Source organism: Ignatzschineria sp. LJL83 (assembly GCF_054871845.1).
Genome location: NZ_JBTXLY010000004.1, coordinates 29666 through 52531, shown reverse-complemented (window position 1 = coordinate 52531; position 22866 = coordinate 29666). Strand labels below are relative to the sequence as shown.

Sequence of the window (22866 nt, the reverse complement as noted above, 5' to 3'; positions counted from 1 at the left end):
AATTCACTTATTCTGAAACTATCTATGAAAAACGACCTATGAAAACACTTTTATGCGTTTTATATCAGTTTTTTTGAGAGTGACTTGAGTATAATGATCAGTTATAAATTTTTAATAAACAGTATCGAACTTTGAGCTGATAGTTGTAGTAACCCCTTATTTAAAAAGAGAGAATTTCCATATGTCTAAAGCACAACCTTTATTATTCTTAGGTGGATTAACAGCTGAGGAGTTTTTAACAGAATATTGGCAGAAAAAACCACTATTTGTTAAAAATGCTTTTCCTGACTTTGAAGATCCTCTTTCGGCAGATGAGATTGCCGGTTTAGCATTTGAATCTTTTATTCCTTCTCGTTTTATTTTTGAAGAGGGTGGCGAGCGTCCTTGGCAATTCAAAATGGGTCCGGCAACGGAAGAGGATTTTGCAACGTTAAAAGATAAGAAATGGATGCTTGTCATTAATGATGTGGAGAAAAATTTGCCGGAATTAAAAGCGGTGACGGCGCCTTTTCATTTTATTCCTAATTGGCGCTTAGATGATCTTCAAGTAAGTCTTGGGGAAGATGCCGGGAATGTCGGCGCGCATTGGGATGATTATGATGTGTTTTTAATTCAAGGGATGGGACAGAAAAAATGGCAGATTAGTTATGCACCTGTTTCAGAAGATGATTTCATGAAAGGCGTGGATATTCGTCTGATTGAAAATTTTAAAGCCGATGAAGAGTGGATTGTAGAACCGGGAGATATGCTCTATTTGCCTCCAAAAATCGGACATTATGGTGTGAATATTGGGCGAAGTGTGACGTGGTCTGTAGGATTTAGAGCGCCCAAGCATCAAGAAATGTTCCGTGATTTTATCGAAATGAAGTTTGATAATATGGCTGAAGATGCCCGATTTAGTGATCCTGAATTATCTGTGGTTCAAAATTATGGCGAGCTTAGTGATGAGGCGCTCGATAATGTTGTTTCAGTCATTCAAGAAGGATTACTTACGAATAGAGATGAAATTGCAAAATGGTTTGGCGCTTTTATGACTGAGCCAAAAATGTTTCAGGCACCCGATTTGTTAGAGGAAAAGATCACATCATCGGATATTTTAGAATTTTTAGAGGAAGGTGGCGCACTGGAAGTTCATCCTGGATTAACACTGATCCATCGACAAATTGGAGAGCAATATTATCTCTTTGCCGGAGGGAAATCTTATCCATTACCAGAAGAACAATCTGCTTTGATTCAAACGATTGTGAATGCAGAGTTTTTAGAGTTTGAAGATCTTGAAGCGTTCTTAAATGAAGAGGAATCTATCGCATTCGTGGCAACGCTTGTGAACGAGGGAATATTGATCATGGAAGAGGACGAATAAAATGCGAGCAGTGTATAGAATCTTGAATGCCGGCTTTCTAATTTTAGGGATGTTTGTTTTTACAAATATTCAGGCAAATCCGATGATTACCAATCCTGATTTAGAAAAATTTCAGCAGGAAAAACAAGGGTTAGTAAAAATGTCCTTTGGCTTTTCTCCCAATTCAGGGCTTCGGGAAGGCGAGATGGTGATTTTGGATGTACCCATTTCTGTGGAACTCGCTTTAGATAGCGCATCACAAGCAAGAGGCTTAATGTATCGTCAGGAGATGCCAGAAAATTCCGGAATGCTCTTTATGTTCTCAGAAGAAACACCGCTCTCTTTTTGGATGAAAAATACGTTAATTCCTTTGGATATTATCTATATTAATGAGCAAGGAAATGTCGTACATATTGCAACGGCCCAGCCTTGTAAAATTCAAAATTGCCCCTCATATCCATCCGTATATCCTGCGAAATATGTGCTGGAGCTGAATGCCGGAAGAGCAGAGGAATTGGGTTTAAGTGCCGGCGATAATCTTAATTGGGCATGGAAATAGTTTTGAAATAATTCCGAAAGTATTTCCCTTTAGAATAAGTTTGGTATTTTTAGTGCAAACATACTATAATGCCGGCTTAAATGCTGTCGATCGCCATTGGCACTTTTATATTATATTGGAGTTTTAAATTATGTTAACAGTAGAGAAAAAAGCGGAAATCGTTCAAGACTTCGGTCGTGGCGCTAATGACACAGGTTCACCAGAAGTGCAAGTTGCACTTTTAACTTTCAACATCAATGCGCTTCAAGCACATTTTGCTGAAAACAAAAAAGATCACCACTCACGTCGTGGCCTTTTACAAATGGTTAACAAACGTCGTAAATTGCTTACATACTTGAAAGCAAAAGATTTAGGTCGTTACCAAGATCTTATCGATCGTTTATCATTACGTCGTTAATTGATAAAGATGCCGTTTCTCACACATGCTAATCAGTTCACTATCTATGAATTCGATTTTGTGTGTCTGTGAAATAGAGCCCTCGCATTGTATGCGGGGGTTTTTTTACTTTCTTTAAATGAAAGATTCTGTAGGGGCACTGTTTTACTGTTTATGGTGAAATATTGATGGGAAGTGATTCCCATGAGCTGTAAAACAGTTCCCTTAGATTCTATAGTTCTTTGTTTAAAGATTACATGAATAATAAAAGAGGAAAAAATATGAAATTAGAACCAATCGTTCAAGAATTTATTTACGGTGGCCGTAAAGTTACCATCGAAACTGCAGAAATTGCACGTCAAGCAACGGCGGCAGTAATGGTCAATATCGAAGGCACAACGGTATTTGTATCTGTTGTTGCTTCAAAAAATGCCGATCCAAGCCGTGATTTCTTTCCATTAACCGTAGATTACATGGAAAAAACATACGCAGCAGGTAAAATCCCAGGGGGATTCTTCCGCCGTGAAGGACGTCCTTCTGAGCTTGAAATTTTAACATCTCGTTTAATTGACCGTCCTGTACGTCCACTTTTCCACGAATCATTCACAAATGAAGTGCAAATCGTGGCGACCGTGGTTTCAATTAATCCTGAAATCAGTGCGGATATCGTTGCATTAATCGGTGCTTCAGCAGCGCTTTCTATCGCAAACCTTCCATTTAATGGTCCATTGGGTGCTGCGCGCGTGGGTTACAAAAATGGTGAATACATCATTAACCCAACGAAAACAGAATTAGAAACCTCTGATCTTGATTTAGTCGTTGCCGGTACTGAAAGTGCAGTATTAATGGTTGAATCAGAAGCAAACCTTCTCTCTGAAGATATTATGCTTGGCGCGGTAATGTTTGGTCATAACGAATTCCAAACTGTGATTGAAAACATTAAAGAACTTGCGGCAAAAGTGGGCAACGAAGCATTCCCATTTGTGGCGCCAGAAGCGGATATCGCACTTCAAACAGCAGTAAATGATCTTGTTCGTGCAGATCTTGAAGCGGCATTTAAATTAACTGTGAAACAAGAGCGTGGAAGCGCAATTGGTGCAGCTCGTGAAAAAGCGATTGCAGCATTAGTAACAGGTGATGAAGATAGCTTTACAGCAGCAGAAGTGGCAGCAGAAATTGGTCGTATTAGCTCTGATATCGTTCGTAGCCAAATCATTGATGGTCAACCACGTATTGATGGCCGTGACACAACAACGGTTCGCCCAATCGTTTCTCGCGTAGGTGTTTTACCACGCACACACGGTTCAGCTCTCTTTACACGTGGTGAAACGCAAGCATTAGTGGTTGCAACACTTGGTACAGAGCGTGATGCACAAATCATTGATGCATTATCCGGTGAATATAAAGAAAACTTTATGCTTCACTACAACTTCCCTCCATATTCAGTGGGAGAAACAGGTCGTGTAGGTTCACCAAAACGTCGTGAGATTGGTCATGGTAACCTTGCAAAACGTGGTGTTTATGCAGTGTTACCAGATATGGAAGCATATCCATACACAATCCGCGTGGTTTCAGAAATTACTGAATCAAACGGTTCAAGCTCAATGGCTTCAGTATGTGGAAGCTCATTAGCATTGATGGATGCCGGTGTTCCTTTAAAAGCACCCGTTGCAGGTATTGCAATGGGTCTTATTAAAGAAGGCGACCAATATGCAGTTCTTACAGATATTCTTGGTGATGAAGATCATCTTGGCGATATGGACTTTAAAGTAGCAGGTACTAAAGATGGTATTACTGCACTTCAAATGGATATCAAAATCGACGGAATTACAAAAGAAATTATGGAGAAAGCACTTTCACAAGCGAAAGTAGCAAGACTTCATATTCTTGATGAAATGAATGCTGTAATCGGCGAATCTAGAGATTCTATCTCTGAATTTGCACCACGTATTACAACGATTCGTATCAACCCAGATAAGATTCGTGACGTGATCGGTAAAGGCGGCGTAACGATTCGTGCAATTACTGAAGAAACAGGCGCAATCATTGAAATCGAAGATAACGGCGAAGTACGTATCTCTGCTGTGAATAACGATCAAGCAGAAGCTGCGAAAAAACGTATCGAAGAGATTACATCTGATATCGAAATCGGTTCAGTATATGAATCAGCAGTTGTTCGTATCATGGACTTCGGTGCATTTGTAAACTTACGTCCAGGTCAAGACGGCATGGTTCACGTTTCACAAATCCCATCTGAAGAGCGCATTACAAACGTAGGCGATCACTTAAGTGTGGGTCAAATCGTAAAAGTAAAAGTGCTTGAGATTGATCGCCAAGGTCGTATTCGTTTAACAATGAAAGACGTTGAGTAATTCGTAAGATATGGATGAATCTATTAGATGATTTTGATTAGATAGTAATCCGAATTTTAATTCTAACTTTAATTTCTGATCATTTTTAGAATCATCATTTCTTAGAATAAAAATAGAAAACCTCATAATGTAAATTATGAGGTTTTTTTATAGTGCTTTTTATAACGTTTTTGATAGTGTTTTTTGTAAACTATTTTGATGAATTACGGCGATTTCCGAATAAAAAACATCCATGCCGGAAACCATTCTCCTAATTGAAAGTTAGCAAATCCCACACTCATAATCGTACTGACTAATGACACAATACAAGACATGCTAAATGAGAGGAAAAAAGGAACCAAGATATGAATCATTCGAGGATGAAATTTAAAGCGATCAAGAGAATTAGGCATAATTGAGTAAGCTTTTAGTTGAATGGAGTTTAAAAGGAATTTTTTAACAATGTATTTTACTGTATCGTTCTTAATGGATCGTAAATAACAAATGTGCAAATTTTAGTATTTTTTATATTTTCTGAAAGTAAGAGTAAGAGTAAGAGTAAGAAAGTAAGCCGATTAAATAGGCTATTCAGTAATAGCCATATTAGAGAAGCACTGAGAATTTTTTTACAGTTTTTTTAATATTTTTTTTGGGAAAGTACAACATATCAAAATAAAGCAGATAAGATGATAGTTCGATATTTTAGATAGCAATATTTTACATTTTGATAGCTAGAGGTCATACAATAATTTATGAATACACGTCATCTTGAAGCATTTTATGCCGTTATGGTTTGTGGTTCTATTTCAAGGGCGGCGGATATGTTGAATATCTCTCAACCCGCAGTAAGTAAGACACTGAAACATGCCGAAATGCGTTTAGGATATCTGTTATTTGAACGAGCTCGGGGAAGATTAGTGCCGACTAAAGAAGCTTTGATTTTGTATGATAAAGCGCAAAATGTGTATCAAGAACTTAGTGATTTACAGTTAATGGCGGAAAATCTTGCGGAAAAACCTCGGGGAAAGCTCTCATTTGGTTGTTTGCCAAGCCTTGGATTAAGCCTTGTGCCGGAAGTGACAAAGATGTTTTTGGAGCAATATACAGATGCGAAAATTGAAGTCAGTACTTATCATACGCATGAGTTATTAAATCTTTTGAATCGGTATCAGATCGACTTTGCAATTAGTTTTAAACCCATTAAAGAGCAAGGAATTAGTTCTGTTCCTTTAGCAAAAATCCCACTTGTGTATCTAGATGCGAGTCCTCAGAAAAAAGAGGTCGTGAGCTTGGATGAAATTGATGATACTCGCTGGATTAATCCCGGCGCAGATTCTTTATCGATGATGATTCATCAATATCGCACTTTTAAAGCGCCTCAATTAAATGTGCATACATATTATATGGCGGCAGAATTTGTAAAGCAGGGGGTGGGGTGCACAATCAGTGATCTTTTTTCTGCCTCAGAAGTATTGCCTTATTCTATGATTTACCCGTTAAAAGAGCCTCTTGTTTTAGATCTTTGTATCTTGTACCAATCGGAAAGGCCGCTTCGAAAGATCTCACAAGAATATCAGAAACTTATTCAGGGATTTTTGAATAAGCGTTTGAGAGAGTATAACCAGAGGTTATATGGTGGTTGATAAATGTCAATTGTCACTTCTTTCTAAAATCGGTTTAATAGCCCTTAACCGAGCTTAGAACATATTTATAATAAAAAATGAAATGGCAAAATATATCGCTATAGTAGGAAGAGGAGTCCTTGGTCTATCATCAGCATTAACACTCATTTAGAAGTGTTTATGTTTATCGACATAGATGCTGAAGAGGTTGTTAGAAAAGATTGGAGGCTTTACTAGCAAAGACTAACTAGGTTATCGGTAGGTTTCACCACTTTTGAGGCAAGGAGGTTGTTTTAAAAGTGCTAAAGGGAGGGAGGTTGATTCCCCACCTAATGTCATAATCGAGCCATTACTATGTGAATAGTAATGGCTCGATTGTTATCGGCGTATAATATGCAAAATAGAATGGTTGTTTGATGAAGGCACAGATTCTGAATATCGATGCTAAGTGTGAGTTTTACGATAGAATAAAGAAGATTGTATTATTAAAGATTTTTATTTTAAAAGATCTTCAATAGGTTTTAAGAACAATTTGTATGAACCATGAATAGAAAAAGGAATTACTCATGATTAAAAGAAAATTTTCGGGAAATAGATTAGCGGAATTTGTCACTTATAATGGCGTTGCATATCTTTCAGGACAAGTTCCAACGACAACGGAAGAAGATATTGTGAAACAAACAGAGGAAGTATTAGCGAAAATCGATGCGCTCTTAGCAGAAGCAGGAAGTAGTAAAGAGAATATGCTTTCGGCACAAATCTGGATTAAGAATATGGATCACGATTTTGCAAAATTTAATGAAGTTTGGGAAGCGTGGATTGGGAATAATGAACCACCGGCAAGAGCCGCTGTGGAAGCGAATATGGCACGACCTTCCGTGCTTGTTGAAATCATGGTGACAGCAGCGATGACATTTTAACGGTTGAGTCTATTTTTTGATTGAGAATAAAAAAAAGCTGAGATTATCAATTTCTCAGCTTTTTTGTTGAATATTTTAGATATTTTGTACATGTCTTCGTAGATATTATTCTACTTTTGAAAATCCTGATTGTTCTAATAACATTTCAGTTGCTTTCATGCTAATACCATTTTCAGGATTTCCTTCAAATGCTGATCCAGGTAACGCAGATAATTCTTTAAGATCTGCTTTTGTAAGATCGATATCAATATTTTCTGTTGCTGAGCTATCCCCATAATTCATGGAGTAAGTAACACCTTTTAGTGCACTGTAATCAACGTTGTTAGTGGCAATACTAAGAATTTCTTTCGCTTGCTCTTTATTTTCAGCCCCGATTGCGCTGTATTCAATAGTACTTTTTGTAACTTGTTTAACGATTTTGTCATTTTCGCCATAAAGAGTCATTTGTACAGAAACGCCAGGTTGCTCGATTCCGTAAGTAACAACATCTTGTTTTGAATCACCACAAGCTACTAAAGCCATTGTTAAAAAAAGACCTGCTGTAATTTTTGCAATCTTATTCATAATCTAAAAAAAACCTTGTACCTCTAAAAAAGAGGGAAGAGATAGTAGAAGCCTTAAAAGGCTAGTGTAAATATAAAAAAGTCATTTTATATGACATTTAGGCGGATCGCTATATTTAATCTTTTTTGAAATATGGGAGCGAGATATTAGAATACGGGGGATATGGAATATATTATTGAAAATAGGTCATATATATTCATTTGGTGATTAAAAGTGTTCAAAATTAAAAGAGATAAAATATGAGTGGTAGCGAGCAATCTTGGTTAGGAATGCCGAGAATGGTGTTAAATAGTTCTGCCTATGAAGCGGTAGAGTTAGATTATGACCTGATTGTTGTCGGAGCTGGTATTGCCGGAGCTATGGTGGCTTTTAGATTTGCGGAAGCGGGTTATAAGATTGCGGTATTGGAAAGGGAGGCTAAGGTTGCAGAAGCTGGGTCTGGTAATCTGCAAGGGATGATGTATCTGAAGCTATCTCCCAATACGCTGGAGCAAAATGAGTTATTGATCGCTGGCTTTCAAGAAACATTAAACATCTTAAAGCTGTTAACAGATCGAAATCTTCTTGTTAAAGGAGAAGATTGGGATGATTGCGGGCTTATCCAGCTATCTAAGTCTGAAAAACATCAGGATAAGCAATTTGAATTAGCGAAGATGTATCCACAGGATTTACTTTATTATGTGTATCAAGCAGAAGCGAGTAGAATTGCCGGTGCAACACTGTCATCAGGAGGGTTGTTTTTCCCAAAATCAGGTTGGGTATCTCCGCCGAAGTTAGTGAATGCTCTATTATCGCATCCTAATATTACTGTGAAATGTCAGCATGAAGTAACGTCAGTCATAAATCAGCAATTGACTGACACCACTCCATTATGGAAAGTGAAAACTTCTCATAATAGATATCATTCTAAATTAATCGTCTTGGCAATGGCAGATCGTGTTCGGCAATTAGATCAATGTAAAACATTTCCTTTTACTGTTGTCAGAGGGCAAACAACTACGGCAATAGCGGATTGTGAATTATTGACGGTTGTCAGTGGCGAGGGCTATATCGCACCTGCTAGAAAGGATCAAGGTGTGATGAAGACAACGTTTGGTGCCACATTTCACAGGCATAAACTAGGTGGATTGCCGACTGATTCTGAGCATATTGAGAATATCGAGATGTTAAGAACAAGTTCTGCAGAACTTGTAGCAAGGTTGGGTTTAACAGCGTTACAAGATCCTTCGGTATTGGGAAGTCTTGAAGGACGAGCCGCGACTAGGGCAAGTGCTATGGGGTCTATTCCTATCGTTGGCCCCTTAGCGCATCGAGAGTTGTTCTTAGAGCGATTTAAAGCTTTGAGATTAGATGCAAAAGCATCTGTTATGGCACTTGTTCCTTGGGAATTGGGATTGTATTTATCTACCGCCCATGGTTCAAGAGGAATGATTACGGCATCTATTGCTGCAGAAATCATCTGGCAATACGTGCATGCTTCTTTTTCTGAAGAAACATTAAAAGCGCCTTATTCTCAAGGATTGTTATCTGCTTTACATCCGAATCGCTTTTATTACCGAGAGCTTCGCTTTAATCAATAAATGGTATTTCGAGGAGAAAACATTTTACAGGGGACTGGAAGCGTCTAATATTTCTCTAATATGTGCCCAATCCTGCTCATAATTAATGGGTACAAAGCGCTCTGCATCCCCAAATCCTTTTCTCATTTCTGAGGGAAGCTCAAAATTAAAAAAGCATTGTTGAATGTTTTTCTGTAGTTCTGGCGTGAGGTGGGGAGAATAGGCGAAAGCAGCTGAAGGAAATGTTTGGCTTCGGTAAATAATTCTAAAATTATCAGGATTAATCTCTTGATATTCCACCATTCGATCGAAAATTTCCGTTGTCGTCGTTGCGGCGTCATAATCCCCCGATAATACTCCTAAAATCGATTGATCATGTTTTCCTGAAAAGAGAATAGGGTAATCTTTTTCTGGAGTTAAGCCTTCTTTGGGAAAAAAGGTTAAAGGAGCTAGGTGACCGGTGAGGGAAGTTGCATTAGAATGCGCAATTCTTTTCTGTTTCAGGTCTGATAATGTTTGGTAAGGGCTATCGCTTCTTACAATCATAATGAGTTCTGCACCGACAAATCCTTCAGAATTTCCTTGGGTGGCGAAAGGGATAGCGCCGGCTTTATTAACCGCTGTTACAATACTACCCGTTGAAAAACCAGCAATATGTAGCCTACCTGATTGCATTGCGGCAATTTCCGCTTCATTACTTTGCATTGGATAAAAAATCACACGCTGATTTAAACAGACTTCTAAATGACTGAGTAGAGGATTGAATATTGTATCCGTATCAATATACTCTTCAAAAGGTGCGAAAGAGAGAATTAATGTCTTGGGGGATTTGATATTATTATGAATATTAACGAGTTCAGGATTATTATTTTCGGCCCAAGATATTGATGTGACTAAAAACAGGAGAGATATCATCAATATAATGCGAAAATTCAACATTAATCCCTCCTGTTTTAAAATGTTGTAATTAAAATTATTAATATAATAAAATAGATATAACTGTTCAGCATTAGACTATAATTTACAACATTGGTCAATTAACACCTTATATATCCCAAGTAATTTTCAATTATTTACATTATTTAACATGAATGAGAGCTAGGTGCTATTGTGAAGTGAAGGTTTCTCTGACGATTTCTAAGTATTCTTGATAGTTTAAAGGAATAAACCGATCCATCTCTTCGGGGGTATTGTTGCGATTTTTTGTGACATGAAATTTGAAGAAGCAACTAGTGATTTGCGCTTGTATCTCAGGAGAAAGCGTATTTTTATAGCTGAAAATATTAGAAGGAAAAGGACCTTTTTGATAGATCACACGGAAATCATCAGGATCTATTATTTGATCTGCAATCATTTTTTCTAATACTTCTAACGCAATGGTCGCGGCGTCATAATCTCCTGATTTCACACCGAATATGGAGAGATAGTGTTTACCAGAGAAAATAGATTGATAATCTTGATTAGGAATGAGTCCTTCTCTAGGAAAAAATCGCTGTGATGCCAAATAGCCGGTACTAGAATTGGTATTCGTATGCGCAATTCTTTTATTTTTTAGGTCTAATAAAGTATTGAAAGGGCTATCTTGTCGTACGATTACCACCATATTTGTCTGAATCGGGCCATCGGCATTTCCTTTAATCGCAAAAGGTACAGCACCCGCTTGAGTCATGGCCTTAATCGTAGATCCTGCTAAAAAGCTAGCGATATGCACATGACCTAAGCGCATTGCCTCAATTTCTGCTTCACTACTATATACAGGATAAAAAACAATCTTTTTGTGAAGACAGTTCTCTAAGTAAGCATAAAAATCTGAGAGAATACTATTATAAGAGTAGATCTCTTCGCTAGGGGGAACTGTAATCACTAATGTTTCAGGGGTAATGTACTCTGATGGATCAATTTCAGGAAGTGTTAAAGAATCTGCATTTTCTTGACAATATATGGAGGATTGATTCTTTTCAAGGGTGCAGATTGCTTCTGCAGACGATGAAAAAAATACTCCAAATATGAATATCATGTAAGTTGAGAATAATCGAAGATTCATGCCTCTATTTATTTCCCAATATTAGGTAGAAGAAAATGCAGACTAATAGACAAACTTCATTAAATGATAATATTTGAAAATTTTATTATCAATAAATATTGTAATCTTTACAAATAGTTGTGCGTTTTTAGAGGTTCTAAATGCTCATACGAAAATTCACAAATTCCTGAATGTCATCTAGACGTTGTAAAAAAGGGTTTGTTTTGAGTTGTGATTCTAAAGTCGCGGTTGCAGAGGGACCGTAAGAATGACCTGTATGAATACGAACATGATGCGGTACTTCTGCTTTGATTCTATTTAAGGAATGAAAGAGATCTTCAGGATCTGAACCGATTAAATCCGCTCTGCCGGCTCCATCTACAAATAGGGTGTCGCCGGTAATCATATCATTTTCTAATAGAAAACAGATAGAACCTGAGCTATGCCCCGGTGTATTAATGACGCGAACCTCTTCGCCGGCGAAAGGAATGATGTCGTTATCATAAAGAGGAATGATATCTTCCGGCAATTCTCTAAATGCCAGCGGAAGATCGCCTTTCGGATATGAATTGATAAAATCAATTTCTACATTTGAAGCATAGACCGGAATATCGAAATGCTCTTTTAGTGCTTGCACCGCGCTTACATGATCATGGTGACCGTGCGTAAGCCAAATAGCGACCGGAGTTATCCCTAGTTGTTCGACACGATCGATAAAGTAAGTGTCATCCCATGCTGGATCAATAATAATCGCTTCATGAGTTTCTGTATCTTCAATGATATGGCTAAAATTCTCATATCTTTCGTAAACTTCGGAATGGATCTTATATTGTGGTGCCATAATTTCTCCTTTGTGAATATTATTTGTATACAGTTATCTGTGTTCAGTTATTTGTATGAAATGTTTGATGAGTGCGTATTTGTGGATATTGATTGGGGTATATCTCGAATAATACAAAATTTGAACTCATCGATTCATTATTAGAAAACTGTATGAGTTCAAATTTGATGTTTTAATCTTCGATCTGAATGGTTCGTCGTAGGGTTTTACATAAAGGCTTTTATAAAGACTTTGAATTGACCTTTTGAACTGATCATTGAACCTTGAAGGTTAAGGAATTAAAACTGCTGATCCAATAATTTCTCGATTCTCTAAGGCTTTATGTGCAAGTCCAACATCGCTAAGCGGGAATGTTTTTTGTAAGGAAAGCTTAATTTGATTCGAGCTTAATGCCGTTAACCAACGTCCCATCACGGTTCTATAGCGCGCATCAGTTGCCGTATAAGCTTTAAGATTCGGTCTTGTGAGGAAAAGACAGCCTTTATCTTGCAATAAAAGTGGAGAAATTGCCGGCGGTGCACCTGATGCGTTGCCGAAAGACACCATCATGCCGAGAGATTTAAGGCAATCGAGAGATGCTAAGAAAGTATCTTTCCCAACGCCGTCATACACGACATCTACGCCTTCTGGTGCAAATTCACGTACTTTTTCGGCAAAGTTTTCAGTGCGATAATTAATGACAAGATCGGCGCCGAGCTCTTTGACAATGGCTTCTTTTTCAACGCTACCAACGGTTGTAATAACCGTGGCACCAATCGCTTTCGCCCATTGAATCAGGATTTGCCCAACACCGCCGGCGCCGGCATGAATGAGTGTTGTATGTTCTGATTTAAGATGAAAGAGATCAAATAATAGATAGCTTGCCGTGCCACCACGAACAAGAGAAGATGCTGCTTCTTCGAAAGAGATGTTATTCGGGATTTTGATTAAACGGTCGGTCGCAATATTCCGCTCAGAAGTATAAGCGCCGAGAATGCTAGCATAAGTTACACGATCGCCGATATTGAATCCTTCCACATCCTCGCCAACCGCCGTAATAATGCCGGCAGCTTCTTGACCGATCACAAGGGGCGTCGCCAATTTATATAAGCCATCACGATGGTAGGTATCGATAAAGTTTAAACCAATGGCTTTTTGCTCAATACGAACTTCGCCTTTGCCGGGAAGGGCAAGCGTTGTTGGCTCTTTAACGAGATTAGAGATATCGCCTTGCTGTTTTAATGTGATTTGGTAACTCATGGTAAAGCACTCCTTTGCAGATTGTTGATTTTATGATTAGGGATTAGTGATGAGTCGTTATTGTGGCTGTTTTTAAAATTATTTTAGCGCTTGAAGCATTATGGAAGATTTCTAACACTTTGGCTATTGCCGGTATTCTTTATTTATTCAGAGGAAAATCAGAAAAAATCTAGGAGAATCAGATCAATTTAATGCGATATAGGGTAGAATATCGAGGAATTTATTTGTATGTGAAAATTGGTCAAGCTCACGGGATTGATCAAGTTATCTTAGATAAGGATTTTAGATATGTCAGGACAATATATCTACACGATGAATCGTGTGAGTAAAGTCGTACCACCGAATAGAGAGATTTTAAAGGATGTTTCCATCTCTTTCTTCCCTGGCGCCAAAATTGGTGTATTAGGATTAAACGGTGCCGGTAAATCAACATTGCTTCGTATTATGGCGGGCGTTGATACGAACATTCAAGGTGAGGCGCGTGTTCAAACAGGAACCAAAATCGGTTATCTGGAGCAAGAACCACACTTAAATGAAGCGCTCGATGTTCGCGGAAACTTAGAAGAAGCGATGAGCCACATTAAAAATGCACAAGCAGAACTTGATGAAGTTTATGCGGCATATGCAGAACCCGATGCGGATTTTGATGCGCTTGCAACAAAACAAGCAGAGTTAGAAGCAATTCTTGCAAGTTCTGATGGTCATGGTCTTGAGCGTCAATTAGAGATCGCCGCAGATGCACTTCGCCTTCCACCGATGGATCGTGATGTGAAAACGCTTTCAGGTGGAGAGAAACGCCGAGTAGCACTTTGTAAGTTACTTCTTTCAAAACCAGATATGCTGCTTCTCGATGAGCCAACGAATCACTTAGACGCTGAATCTGTTGCGTGGCTTGAGCGCTTCCTTCACGATTATCCAGGAACTGTTGTTGCGGTAACGCATGACCGTTACTTCCTTGATAACGTGGCAGGTTGGATTTTAGAGCTCGACCGTGGACGTGGTATTCCTTATGAAGGAAACTACTCGGATTGGTTAGAGCAGAAAAATCGCCGTTTAGAGCAAGAAGCGAAACAAGAAGAATCAATTGCGAAAGCAATTAAGAAAGAGCTTGAGTGGGTTCGTCAAGGTGTGAAAGGTCGTCAAACGAAATCAAAAGCACGTTTAGCGCGTTTTGAAGAGTTAGAAAGCCAAGAATTCCAAGAGCGTAATGAAACAATGGAAATCTACATTCCACCAGGTCCACGTTTAGGGGATTTAGTAGTAGAAGCGACGAATGTTTCAAAAGCATTCGGCGAAAAACTTCTCTATGAAGGATTGAACTTCAACCTTCCACGAGGCGGAATCGTGGGTGTTATTGGCCCTAACGGTGCTGGTAAATCAACACTGTTCAACTTAATGACATCACAATTACAAGCGGATGAAGGTGAATTCCGTGTGGGTGAGAGTGTTGAACTTGCATATGTGGATCAGAGCCGTGATACGCTTGATGGATCGAAAACAGTTTGGGAAGAGATTTCCGGCGGTTCAGATATTATCAAAGTCGGAAACTACGAAACACCATCACGTGCATATTGTGGTCGCTTTAACTTTAAAGGTTCAGATCAACAGAAGTTGATTAGAGATCTTTCGGGTGGAGAGCGAAATCGAGTGCATTTAGCGAAAGTGCTTCGTTCAGGCGGAAACGTGATTCTTCTGGATGAACCTACGAACGACCTTGATATCGAAACACTTCGTGCACTTGAAGATGCGATTTTAGCATTCGCAGGTTGCGTTGTTGTAATCTCGCATGACAGATGGTTCTTAGACAGAATCGCAACGCATATTTTAGCCTTTGAAGGAAATTCTCATGTAGAATGGTTCGAAGGAAACTACGAAGAGTACGAAGCTGACCGTCGTCGCCGTTTAGGAGATGATGCGGATAATCCTCAACGTATCAAATATAAACCGATTTCACGCTAAGGAGCGAATCATGGCATTAGATCAGAAAAAAGTAGAGCTAACTGTAGAAGAACTACCGATTTGTTGTCCACCGATTGATGTAGATCCTTGGGGCTATCACCCAAGAGTTTATTTAGCACCTAATCAGGATGGGGAAGTTCATTGCCCATATTGCAGTACACAATATATTGTTGAATAATTCATGAAAATATTAGCAGTAGACGCATCTACAGAAGCATGTTCTGCGGCTGTTTATGTGAATGGGGAAATCGTCGAGCGTTTAACGCTCGCGCCTCGTAAGCATATTGAGCTTTTGATGCCGATGACAAAAGAAGTGGTGGAAGCCGCTGAAATTGAATTAAGCGAACTTCATGGATTAGCATTTTCCGTAGGTCCTGGCAGTTTTGCCGGACTTCGCATTGCATGCGGTTTTGTGCAGGGTTTAGGAGCAGGATTAAATATTCCGATTGTGCCGGTATCCACGCTTGCGGCGCTTGCATATCCCGTATTGGAAGAGAATCCTACAGCGAAAGTAATGCCGATGTTAGATGCGAAAATGGACGAAGTCTATTGGGCGATCTATGCATTAGATGATAATGGCGAGCTGATTATCGTGGAAGAAGATCAGGTCAATTCTCTTGCTGAAGTGTATGAGAAGATGGCGGATCAAGGTCATGAATTATTAGCAGTGGGTGATGGTTGGGCGCTTGATGCTGAAGCCGTTACCAACTTAAATGCCGTATTGATTGAAGATCGTCATTATCCAAGAGCCGGAGATATTGCGTTATTAGCACTTCGTGATTTAGAAAAAGGCTTAGGTCTTTACGCCGATCAGGTATCGCCGGTCTATCTTCGTCACAATATCGCAATGACCATTGAAGAGCAGAAAGCATTTCGTGAAGAGAAAGCGCAAGCTAAAAACGTGTAATGAAGCCGTTTGATTCAAAATATTGAATACTCAATTTAATCTAATTGAATTTAATTTTAAACCCATCTTAGAAGTGATTTTAAGATGGGTTTTATTTTGTCTGATAGGTAAGTTTTGAAGAAGTTATGAAATTTGAGTATCGGATAGCGAGAATTTTAAAATCCTGTATTGCGGGCGCAGGATGGCTAAAAGTATGCAAAAATTCTCTCCCGCCACAAATCAGCTCTATTTGAGAGCGGTATTCAAACTCAATGCTTCCAATAAGAGGCATAAATAAGAGAAATAATGTATGGAAAGGGTAAATGAAAGAGAATTTAAAGCAATCATAATCAAAAGGGCAATAAAAAAGCCACTTTCATGATAGAAAGTGGCTTTTGAATTTGATCTTAATCATAATTATCGCAATTGTGATAATTTAATTGCAATCTTTTCAGCTTAGTAAAACTTAGAGTGAAAATGTCTCTTGTAAGAAGTTCACAATGTTATCCACAGAAATCATCGTCGCTTCTTCATCTGTACGAGCTTTGAATTCTACTTCATTGTTTTTAAGCGTACGATCGCCGATCACAATGCGGTAAGGGATGCCGATAAGTTCATGATCGCTGAATGCTTCGCCTGGGCGAACATTACGATCTTCTAAAAGAACATCAATGCCTAATGCTGTTAATTCCGCATAGAGTTTATCGGTGGTTTCTTTAACAAGTGCAGACTTGCCGTAGTTCATTGGAATGAGTGAAAGCGTAAATGGTGCAATCGCTTTTGGCCAGATAATGCCGGCATCATCATTGCGCTGTTCAATCGCTGCAGCAACGATTCTTGTAACGCCGATGCCATAGCAACCCATTTGCATCACGGTCGCTTTTCCATTTTGATCTAACACTGTTGCATTCATTGCTTTTGAGTAGCGATCGCCTAATTGGAAGATATGACCCACTTCAATTCCGCGCGCTACGGCGATTTTTCCTTTTCCACAAGGAGAAAGATCACCGGCTTTGATTTCACGAAGATCCATCACTTCAGGTTCTGGGAAATCACGCTCAATATTTGCGCCGATAAAGTGATAACCCGATTCATTTGCACCACAGCTGAAGTTGCTCATGAGCGATGCTTGGCGATCGAAGATCGTACGAATCGGAAGGTTGACAGGGCCGATAGAACCCGGCGTTGTGTTGAGCTGTTCAAGAATCTCTTCATCTGTTGCGAATTCTAACGGTGTTTTGAAAATGCCGCTATTTTCAGCTTTCACTTCATTCAACTCATGATCGCCACGTAAGCAAACAGCGATCAATTCATCTTCAACACCACGAAGAATCAATGTTTTCAGATGCATCTCTGTGGGCGAGTTTAAGAATTTCGCTAAATCTTCAATGGAATGTACATTGGGTGTTTCAATTTTCTTTAATGCTTGATCCGCTTCACCACGTGAACCAACCGCAATTGCTTCCGCCGCTTCTACGTTTGCTGCGTAATCAGATTCGGTTGAGTACACAATCGCATCTTCGCCGGCTTGTGTGACTACGTGGAATTCTTGAGATTTACTACCGCCAATGGCGCCTGAATCAGCGAATACTGCACGATATTCAAGTTCTAAGCGATCTAAGATATTCGAATACGCACGATACATTTTGTTGTATGTTTCATCTAAAGATTCTGCATCAATATGGAATGAATACGCATCTTTCATGAGGAATTCGCGTGAACGCATAACGCCAAAACGTGGGCGAATTTCGTCACGGAATTTCCATTGAATTTGATAGAGATTAATTGGTAATTGACGATAGCTTTTGAGCTCTTGGCGAGCAAAGTCTGTAATCACCTCTTCATGGGTTGGACCCAAGCAGTAATCGCGTGTATGACGATCTTTAAAGCGAAGAAGTTCAGGGCCAAATTGCTCCCATCTGCCAGATTCAATCCAAAGTTCCGCAGGTTGCGTGGATGGCATGAGCATCTCAAGCGCGCCGGCTTTGTTCATCTCGTCACGAACGATATTTTCGGTTTTTTGAAGCACACGTAAACCTAATGGGCTCCAGCTATAAATGCCGGAAGTTACACGGCGAATTAAGCCTGCTCTTAGCATGAGTTGGTGAGATTTAATCTCCGCATCGTTAGGAGTATCACGGAGTGTCGTAATTAAAAATTGACTTGTTTTCATATATATTTGTAATCGCTTAAAAAATCTGTTTTTAGCAGGAAATTCAATGAGGCATTTATGAGGAATAGCAATGAAGAATTCAATCATAAATCCGTAATATTTGATGTTTAAGTATCAAATCTTAAAGGTATTTAGAATAAGAATCAAAAAGAGAATAGGGGAGCCGTATTTCAAGGCAGGCAATTCCCCAATATTGATGCTTTATTATATATAGTAAATATGTTTAAGGTTTGTCGGCATTAGCGCTGTAAATAATGGAGCGCAAGCGTCACCCACGTTGCACCACCGACCAGAATATTATTATCATTAAAGTCATATTGATCGGTATGTAAACCGACTAACTCATCATTTTGATCGTTGCCGATATAAAAATATGCGCCAGGACGTTCTTGAAGCATGAAGCCGAAGTCTTCAGCACCCATGGAAGGTACTTTATCATAGCGAATATATTTAGGATCGATCAAAGTGTTGAATGCTTCAATAGCGATGTCTGTTTCCTCATCGTGATTAATCGTTGGAATATAGCCATCAATCAAACGGACATCACAAGTTGCACCGTAAGCTTCACAAATGCCATTAGCTAATTTAATAATGCGATCTTTAATAAGATCTCGTGTTTTGAGATCAAAATAACGAAGCGTTCCTAAGAGTGCGACTTTATTAGGAATGACATTGTTCGCATGACCGCCGTGAATAGAACCAATCGTCAGAACAGCAGCGCTCATGCCGGGGATATTGCGAGAGATAATAGATTGTAATCCCACAACGATTTCAGAAGCCACTAAAACGCTATCGGTGGTTTGATAAGGATGAGCCGCATGACCACCTTTTGAAAATACATCAATATGCACTTCACAAGTGCCGGCCATTTGTGGACCTTTATTAATAAGCACAACGCCTTCTTGTGCGCCCGGAAGGTTATGAATTCCAAAAACAGCATCTACGGGGAATTTTTCAAATAAACCATCTTCCACCATTTGACGAGCACCGGCTTGATCTTCTTCATCTGGTTGGAAGATGAAAATGATTGTGCCATCAAATACGGCTTCTTCACTCAGATATTTTGCTGCTGCAAGAAGCATAGTTGTATGGCCATCATGACCACAGGCATGCATCACGCCGGCATTTTTTGAGGCGTATTCTAAATCGCCATTTTCATGAATGGGAAGGGCATCAATGTCAGCGCGAAGCCCGATGCGTTTACCATTTTCAAAAGCCCCTTTTTGTAAAACTCCAATCACGCCCGTTGTAGAGAGACGCTCTGTTGTCATTCCCCAAGATTGTAAAAGTGATTCGATTAAGTTCGCAGTTTCAAGTTCTTGACGCGATAATTCAGGATTCATATGAATCGATTGGCGTATTTCTCTAAAGCTTTTATCGTGATTTTTTAGAAACTGAATGAGAGATGAATTTGGATCCTGGAAAATTTTCGAGAGCATATTGGAGTTTTCCTTCAGAAAGGTAAGGAGTAATTAATCATGGACTTTAATTTTATAGTCAAATCCATTAGTATAGTAGGGTTAGGATACAATTTTATGTTGGAGTTTTGAAGCTTATTCGGGGTTCAATCTGATAGGCTTTGCTCTTGTTTATATTAACTTATTATTAGAATCAGAGTCTTGGAGGAAAATTGGCTATGATGGAATATCTTCCTGTAGCGGTCTTTGTAGGCTTTAGTATCGCCTTCGCCGGCGTGCTTGTTGCCCTTGGGTATTTTTTAGCACCGAGTGAGCCAAATGCTGAAAAGCTGTCTCCATACGAAAGCGGATTTGAGGCGTTTGAAGACGCTCGAATGAAGTTTGATGTCCGTTTCTTTCTTATTGCAATTCTTTTTATTATTTTTGACTTAGAGTTAATCTTCTTGATTCCGTGGGCAACTGCGTTAAAGATGATAGGACTTCCCGGCATTATGGCTGTGGTGGTGTTCCTTGTTCTTTTAACAGTTGGCTTCGCGTATGAGTGGAAGAAAGGGGCACTTGAATGGGATTAGAGGCTAGATTAGAAGAGGGGTTTGTCACAACCACTCTTGATTCGGCAATTAACTGGGCTAGGACAGGTTCATTATGGCCTGTGACATTTGGTCTTGCATGTTGTGCTGTCGAGATGATGCACGTAGGTGCGGCAAGATATGACTTAGATAGATTTGGGGGCGCAGTATTTAGGGCTTCTCCTCGTCAATCAGATCTCATGATCATTGCTGGAACCTTAACGAATAAAATGGCAGTACCACTTCGTAAAGTATACGATCAGATGCCGGAACCAAAATGGGTCATTTCCATGGGTTCATGTGCAAATGGTGGTGGTTATTATCATTACTCGTATTCGGTAGTACGTGGTTCAGATAGAGTTGTACCAGTAGACGTGTATGTACCAGGTTGCCCGCCAACGGCAGAAGCATTAATGTTCGGAATCTTACGTCTTCACGACAAGATTAAAAGAACTAGTACGATTGCTAGATTAGGGTAGGTGAATTGATGGCTAAGTTTATTAGAAATCCAGAAGAGCTCCTTGCAACACTTGAGAATACTCTTGGGGATAAAATTTTAAAATCTGTGCTTGATGTCGGCGAATTAACAATTACGATTGCACCGCAAAAAGTTCATGAAGTGATGGAGATTTTACGTCACCATGATGAGCTTAAATTTGAGCAAGTGACAGATATCACAGCAGTAGATTATGCAGCATACGGTTTAACGGAATGGGATGTGGAAGCGTCGAATCATGGTTTTAGCCGTGGAACTGACCCGCAAGCGGTCGGTCGTGCCGGCACGCAATTAGAAGCAACGGCATATAATGCGTCCATGAGTGAAAGATTTGCGGTGGTTTACCATCTTCTCTCTTATTCGCATAACTCCCGTCTTCGTGTGAAAGCATATCTTGATGGTGAGCAAAACAACGAAATCCCGATGGTAGATTCTGTAACGGATATTTGGAGTGGCGCAAACTGGTTCGAGCGTGAAGTATTTGACATGTTCGGCATTGCCTTTAAAAACCATCCAGATTTACGCAGAATTTTAACGGATTATGGCTTCATCGGTCATCCGCTTCGTAAAGATTTCCCATTAACCGGAAACGTAGAAGTGGTGTATGACGAAGAGTTACGCCGTGTGGTTTATCAGCCGGTCTCAATTGAGTCCCGAGTAAATATTCCACGTATGATTCGTAAGGGGTAATCAAGATTATGACTGCAGTAACAAATATTGAAAACTATACGATTAACTTCGGACCTCAGCATCCGGCCGCGCATGGTGTAATGCGTATGATCCTCGAACTTCGAGGTGAAACGGTTGAAAGAGCTGACGTTCATATCGGTCTACTTCATCGTGGAACTGAGAAGTTAATGGAAGCAAAACCTTATACGCAATCGATCGGTTATCTTGACCGTTTAGATTACTGTTCATGTTTAAACAACGAACATGCGTTTGTGTTAGCGGTAGAGAAGCTTTTAGGTATTGAAGTTCCAAAACGTGCGCAATATATTCGAGTTCTTCTTGATGAAACAACTCGTATTATGAACCATTTAATGTGGTTAGGCGCACATGGTCATGACCTTGGTGCGATGGCAATGCTTCTTTACTGTTTCCGTGACCGTGAAGAGCTTTATGATGTACAAGAAGCCATCACAGGCGCACGAATCCATCCGTTCTATTACCGCATTGGTGGGGTTGCAAAAGACCTTCCAAACCAAATGCCGCAATATGCACCGAGCAAATTCAGATCGAAGAAGAAACTTGAGCGTATCAATAAGGCGCGTCAAGGCGATGTTTTAGACTTCTTAGAAGATTTCTGTGATCGTTTTGTGAATCACAATATGGTGGAATACAAGAATCTTCTTGTAGGTAACCGTATCTGGAAAGGTCGTGTTGTTGGAATCGGCGTCGTAACGGCAGAAAGAGCTATTGAACTTGGTTTTACAGGTCCAATGCTTCGTGGTTCTGGCGTTGCATGGGATCTTCGTAAGACACAACCATATTCTGTGTATGATGAATTAGATTTTGAAGTGCCGGTCGGCGTGAATGGCGACTGTTATGATCGTTTCTTAGTAAGACTTGAAGAGATGATTCAGTCGGCACATCTTGTGAAACAGTGTATTGCATGGCTTCGTGAGAACAAAGGTCCTGTTATGAGTGAAGATAGTCGTGTGACAATTCCTCAAAGACGTGACGTAAAAGAAGGCATGGAATCTTTAATTCAGCAGTTTAAAGTATTCACGGAAGGCTTCTGTGTGCCAGAAGGTGAATCTTATGCCGCTGTTGAGCACCCTAAAGGGGAGTTTGGAACATACATTGTTTCAGATGGGGCAAATAAACCTTACCGTGTGAAATTTAGATCACCAGGATTTGCACATATTTCAGCAACAGAAGAGATGGCTCGCTATCACATGTTGTCTGACTTGGTTGCGATCTTAGGTACACAAGACATGGTTTTCGGGGATATTGACCGCTAATTTTA

Annotated in this window: 22 protein-coding genes; 14 read left to right on the top strand and 8 right to left on the bottom strand. The window is 39.6% G+C overall.

Annotated elements, in window-relative coordinates:
- The first annotated feature begins 181 nt into the window (after nt 1-181).
- The 4 genes from ACYSN2_RS03810 (at nt 182) to pnp (ending at nt 4649) form a co-directional block, all read left to right on the top strand.
- A complete protein-coding gene (locus ACYSN2_RS03810; RefSeq protein WP_461748931.1) occupies nt 182-1363 on the top strand; it encodes a JmjC domain-containing protein in 1182 nt (393 codons plus the stop codon).
- A 1-nt stretch (nt 1364) separates the two neighbouring features.
- Complete coding sequence (locus ACYSN2_RS03805; RefSeq protein WP_461748930.1) at nt 1365-1901, top strand: DUF192 domain-containing protein; 537 nt, start codon at nt 1365-1367, stop codon at nt 1899-1901.
- Between the two features lie 127 nt (nt 1902-2028).
- Nucleotides 2029-2298 (top strand): 30S ribosomal protein S15, encoded by a 270-nt coding sequence (gene rpsO, locus ACYSN2_RS03800; RefSeq protein WP_461749032.1) that lies wholly within the window; start codon nt 2029-2031, stop codon nt 2296-2298.
- Nucleotides 2299-2558: 260 nt separating this feature from the next.
- Nucleotides 2559-4649, top strand: coding sequence for a polyribonucleotide nucleotidyltransferase (gene pnp, locus ACYSN2_RS03795; protein WP_461748929.1), 2091 nt, complete (start codon nt 2559-2561; stop codon nt 4647-4649).
- A 203-nt stretch (nt 4650-4852) separates the two neighbouring features.
- Here pnp and ACYSN2_RS03790 read toward each other — a convergent pair whose 3' ends face one another.
- Nucleotides 4853-5041, bottom strand: a complete 189-nt coding sequence (locus ACYSN2_RS03790) for a DUF2798 domain-containing protein (RefSeq protein WP_461748928.1) — start codon at nt 5039-5041, stop codon at nt 4853-4855.
- 339 nt (nt 5042-5380) lie between these two features.
- On the opposite strand from ACYSN2_RS03790, the gene ACYSN2_RS03785 reads away from it, so the two are divergent.
- Nucleotides 5381-6271: a LysR family transcriptional regulator gene (locus tag ACYSN2_RS03785; protein WP_461748927.1), complete on the top strand. Its 891-nt coding sequence runs from the start codon at nt 5381-5383 to the stop codon at nt 6269-6271.
- A 545-nt stretch (nt 6272-6816) separates the two neighbouring features.
- Entirely contained in the window at nt 6817-7170 is a 354-nt protein-coding gene (locus ACYSN2_RS03780) for a RidA family protein (RefSeq protein WP_461748926.1), read from the top strand.
- A gap of 105 nt (nt 7171-7275) precedes the next feature.
- On the opposite strand, the gene ACYSN2_RS03775 is transcribed toward ACYSN2_RS03780, so the two are convergent.
- Complete coding sequence (locus tag ACYSN2_RS03775; RefSeq protein ID WP_461748925.1) at nt 7276-7734, bottom strand: YehR family lipoprotein; 459 nt, start codon at nt 7732-7734, stop codon at nt 7276-7278.
- 239 nt (nt 7735-7973) lie between these two features.
- Between ACYSN2_RS03775 and mnmC1 the strand changes: the two genes are divergently transcribed.
- Nucleotides 7974-9314, top strand: coding sequence for an FAD-dependent 5-carboxymethylaminomethyl-2-thiouridine(34) oxidoreductase MnmC1 (gene mnmC1 / locus ACYSN2_RS03770; RefSeq protein WP_461748924.1), 1341 nt, complete (start codon nt 7974-7976; stop codon nt 9312-9314).
- A gap of 24 nt (nt 9315-9338) precedes the next feature.
- Here mnmC1 and phnD (ACYSN2_RS03765) read toward each other — a convergent pair whose 3' ends face one another.
- The 4 genes from phnD (ACYSN2_RS03765) to ACYSN2_RS03750 form a co-directional block, all read right to left on the bottom strand.
- On the bottom strand, nt 9339-10232 hold the full coding sequence (phnD, locus tag ACYSN2_RS03765) for a phosphate/phosphite/phosphonate ABC transporter substrate-binding protein (RefSeq protein ID WP_461748923.1): 894 nt from the start codon (nt 10230-10232) through the stop codon (nt 9339-9341).
- A gap of 166 nt (nt 10233-10398) precedes the next feature.
- Complete coding sequence (phnD, locus tag ACYSN2_RS03760; protein WP_461748922.1) at nt 10399-11337, bottom strand: phosphate/phosphite/phosphonate ABC transporter substrate-binding protein; 939 nt, start codon at nt 11335-11337, stop codon at nt 10399-10401.
- A gap of 136 nt (nt 11338-11473) precedes the next feature.
- Nucleotides 11474-12157: an MBL fold metallo-hydrolase gene (locus tag ACYSN2_RS03755; RefSeq protein WP_461748921.1), complete on the bottom strand. Its 684-nt coding sequence runs from the start codon at nt 12155-12157 to the stop codon at nt 11474-11476.
- 270 nt (nt 12158-12427) lie between these two features.
- Nucleotides 12428-13396 (bottom strand): quinone oxidoreductase family protein, encoded by a 969-nt coding sequence (locus ACYSN2_RS03750; RefSeq protein ID WP_461748920.1) that lies wholly within the window; start codon nt 13394-13396, stop codon nt 12428-12430.
- Between the two features lie 288 nt (nt 13397-13684).
- On the opposite strand from ACYSN2_RS03750, the gene ettA reads away from it, so the two are divergent.
- The 3 genes from ettA to tsaB are packed head-to-tail and all read left to right on the top strand — an operon-like array spanning nt 13685 to nt 16262.
- Nucleotides 13685-15355, top strand: a complete 1671-nt coding sequence (gene ettA / locus ACYSN2_RS03745) for an energy-dependent translational throttle protein EttA (protein ID WP_461748919.1) — start codon at nt 13685-13687, stop codon at nt 15353-15355.
- Between the two features lie 10 nt (nt 15356-15365).
- Nucleotides 15366-15533, top strand: coding sequence for a zinc-finger domain-containing protein (locus ACYSN2_RS03740; RefSeq protein WP_461748918.1), 168 nt, complete (start codon nt 15366-15368; stop codon nt 15531-15533).
- A gap of 3 nt (nt 15534-15536) precedes the next feature.
- Nucleotides 15537-16262, top strand: a complete 726-nt coding sequence (tsaB, locus tag ACYSN2_RS03735; RefSeq protein ID WP_461748917.1) for a tRNA (adenosine(37)-N6)-threonylcarbamoyltransferase complex dimerization subunit type 1 TsaB — start codon at nt 15537-15539, stop codon at nt 16260-16262.
- A gap of 445 nt (nt 16263-16707) precedes the next feature.
- Here the strand turns inward: tsaB and ACYSN2_RS03730 are convergent, their stop codons facing one another.
- Both ACYSN2_RS03730 and ACYSN2_RS03725 read right to left on the bottom strand, forming a co-directional pair.
- Entirely contained in the window at nt 16708-18414 is a 1707-nt protein-coding gene (locus ACYSN2_RS03730; RefSeq protein ID WP_461748916.1) for a proline--tRNA ligase, read from the bottom strand.
- Between the two features lie 239 nt (nt 18415-18653).
- Nucleotides 18654-19853 carry a M20 metallopeptidase family protein gene (locus ACYSN2_RS03725; protein ID WP_461748915.1) on the bottom strand — a complete coding sequence of 400 codons (1200 nt, stop codon included), beginning with the start codon at nt 19851-19853 and terminating at the stop codon, nt 18654-18656.
- Between the two features lie 197 nt (nt 19854-20050).
- Between ACYSN2_RS03725 and ndhC the strand changes: the two genes are divergently transcribed.
- Genes ndhC through ACYSN2_RS03705 form a run of 4 tightly spaced genes read left to right on the top strand, consistent with a single transcriptional unit; the run spans nt 20051 to nt 22861 of the window.
- Nucleotides 20051-20404, top strand: a complete 354-nt coding sequence (gene ndhC, locus ACYSN2_RS03720; protein ID WP_461748914.1) for an NADH-quinone oxidoreductase subunit A — start codon at nt 20051-20053, stop codon at nt 20402-20404.
- The gene (locus tag ACYSN2_RS03715; protein WP_461748913.1) at nt 20395-20880 is read left to right on the top strand and encodes a NuoB/complex I 20 kDa subunit family protein; all 486 of its coding nucleotides are present in this window, start codon (nt 20395-20397) and stop codon (nt 20878-20880) included. The genes ndhC and ACYSN2_RS03715 overlap by 10 nt, the downstream gene beginning before the upstream one ends.
- An 8-nt stretch (nt 20881-20888) precedes the next feature.
- On the top strand, nt 20889-21587 hold the full coding sequence (locus ACYSN2_RS03710; RefSeq protein ID WP_461748912.1) for an NADH-quinone oxidoreductase subunit C: 699 nt from the start codon (nt 20889-20891) through the stop codon (nt 21585-21587).
- Nucleotides 21588-21595: 8 nt separating this feature from the next.
- The gene (locus tag ACYSN2_RS03705) at nt 21596-22861 is read left to right on the top strand and encodes an NADH-quinone oxidoreductase subunit D (protein ID WP_461748911.1); all 1266 of its coding nucleotides are present in this window, start codon (nt 21596-21598) and stop codon (nt 22859-22861) included.
- Nucleotides 22862-22866 lie beyond the last annotated feature (5 nt).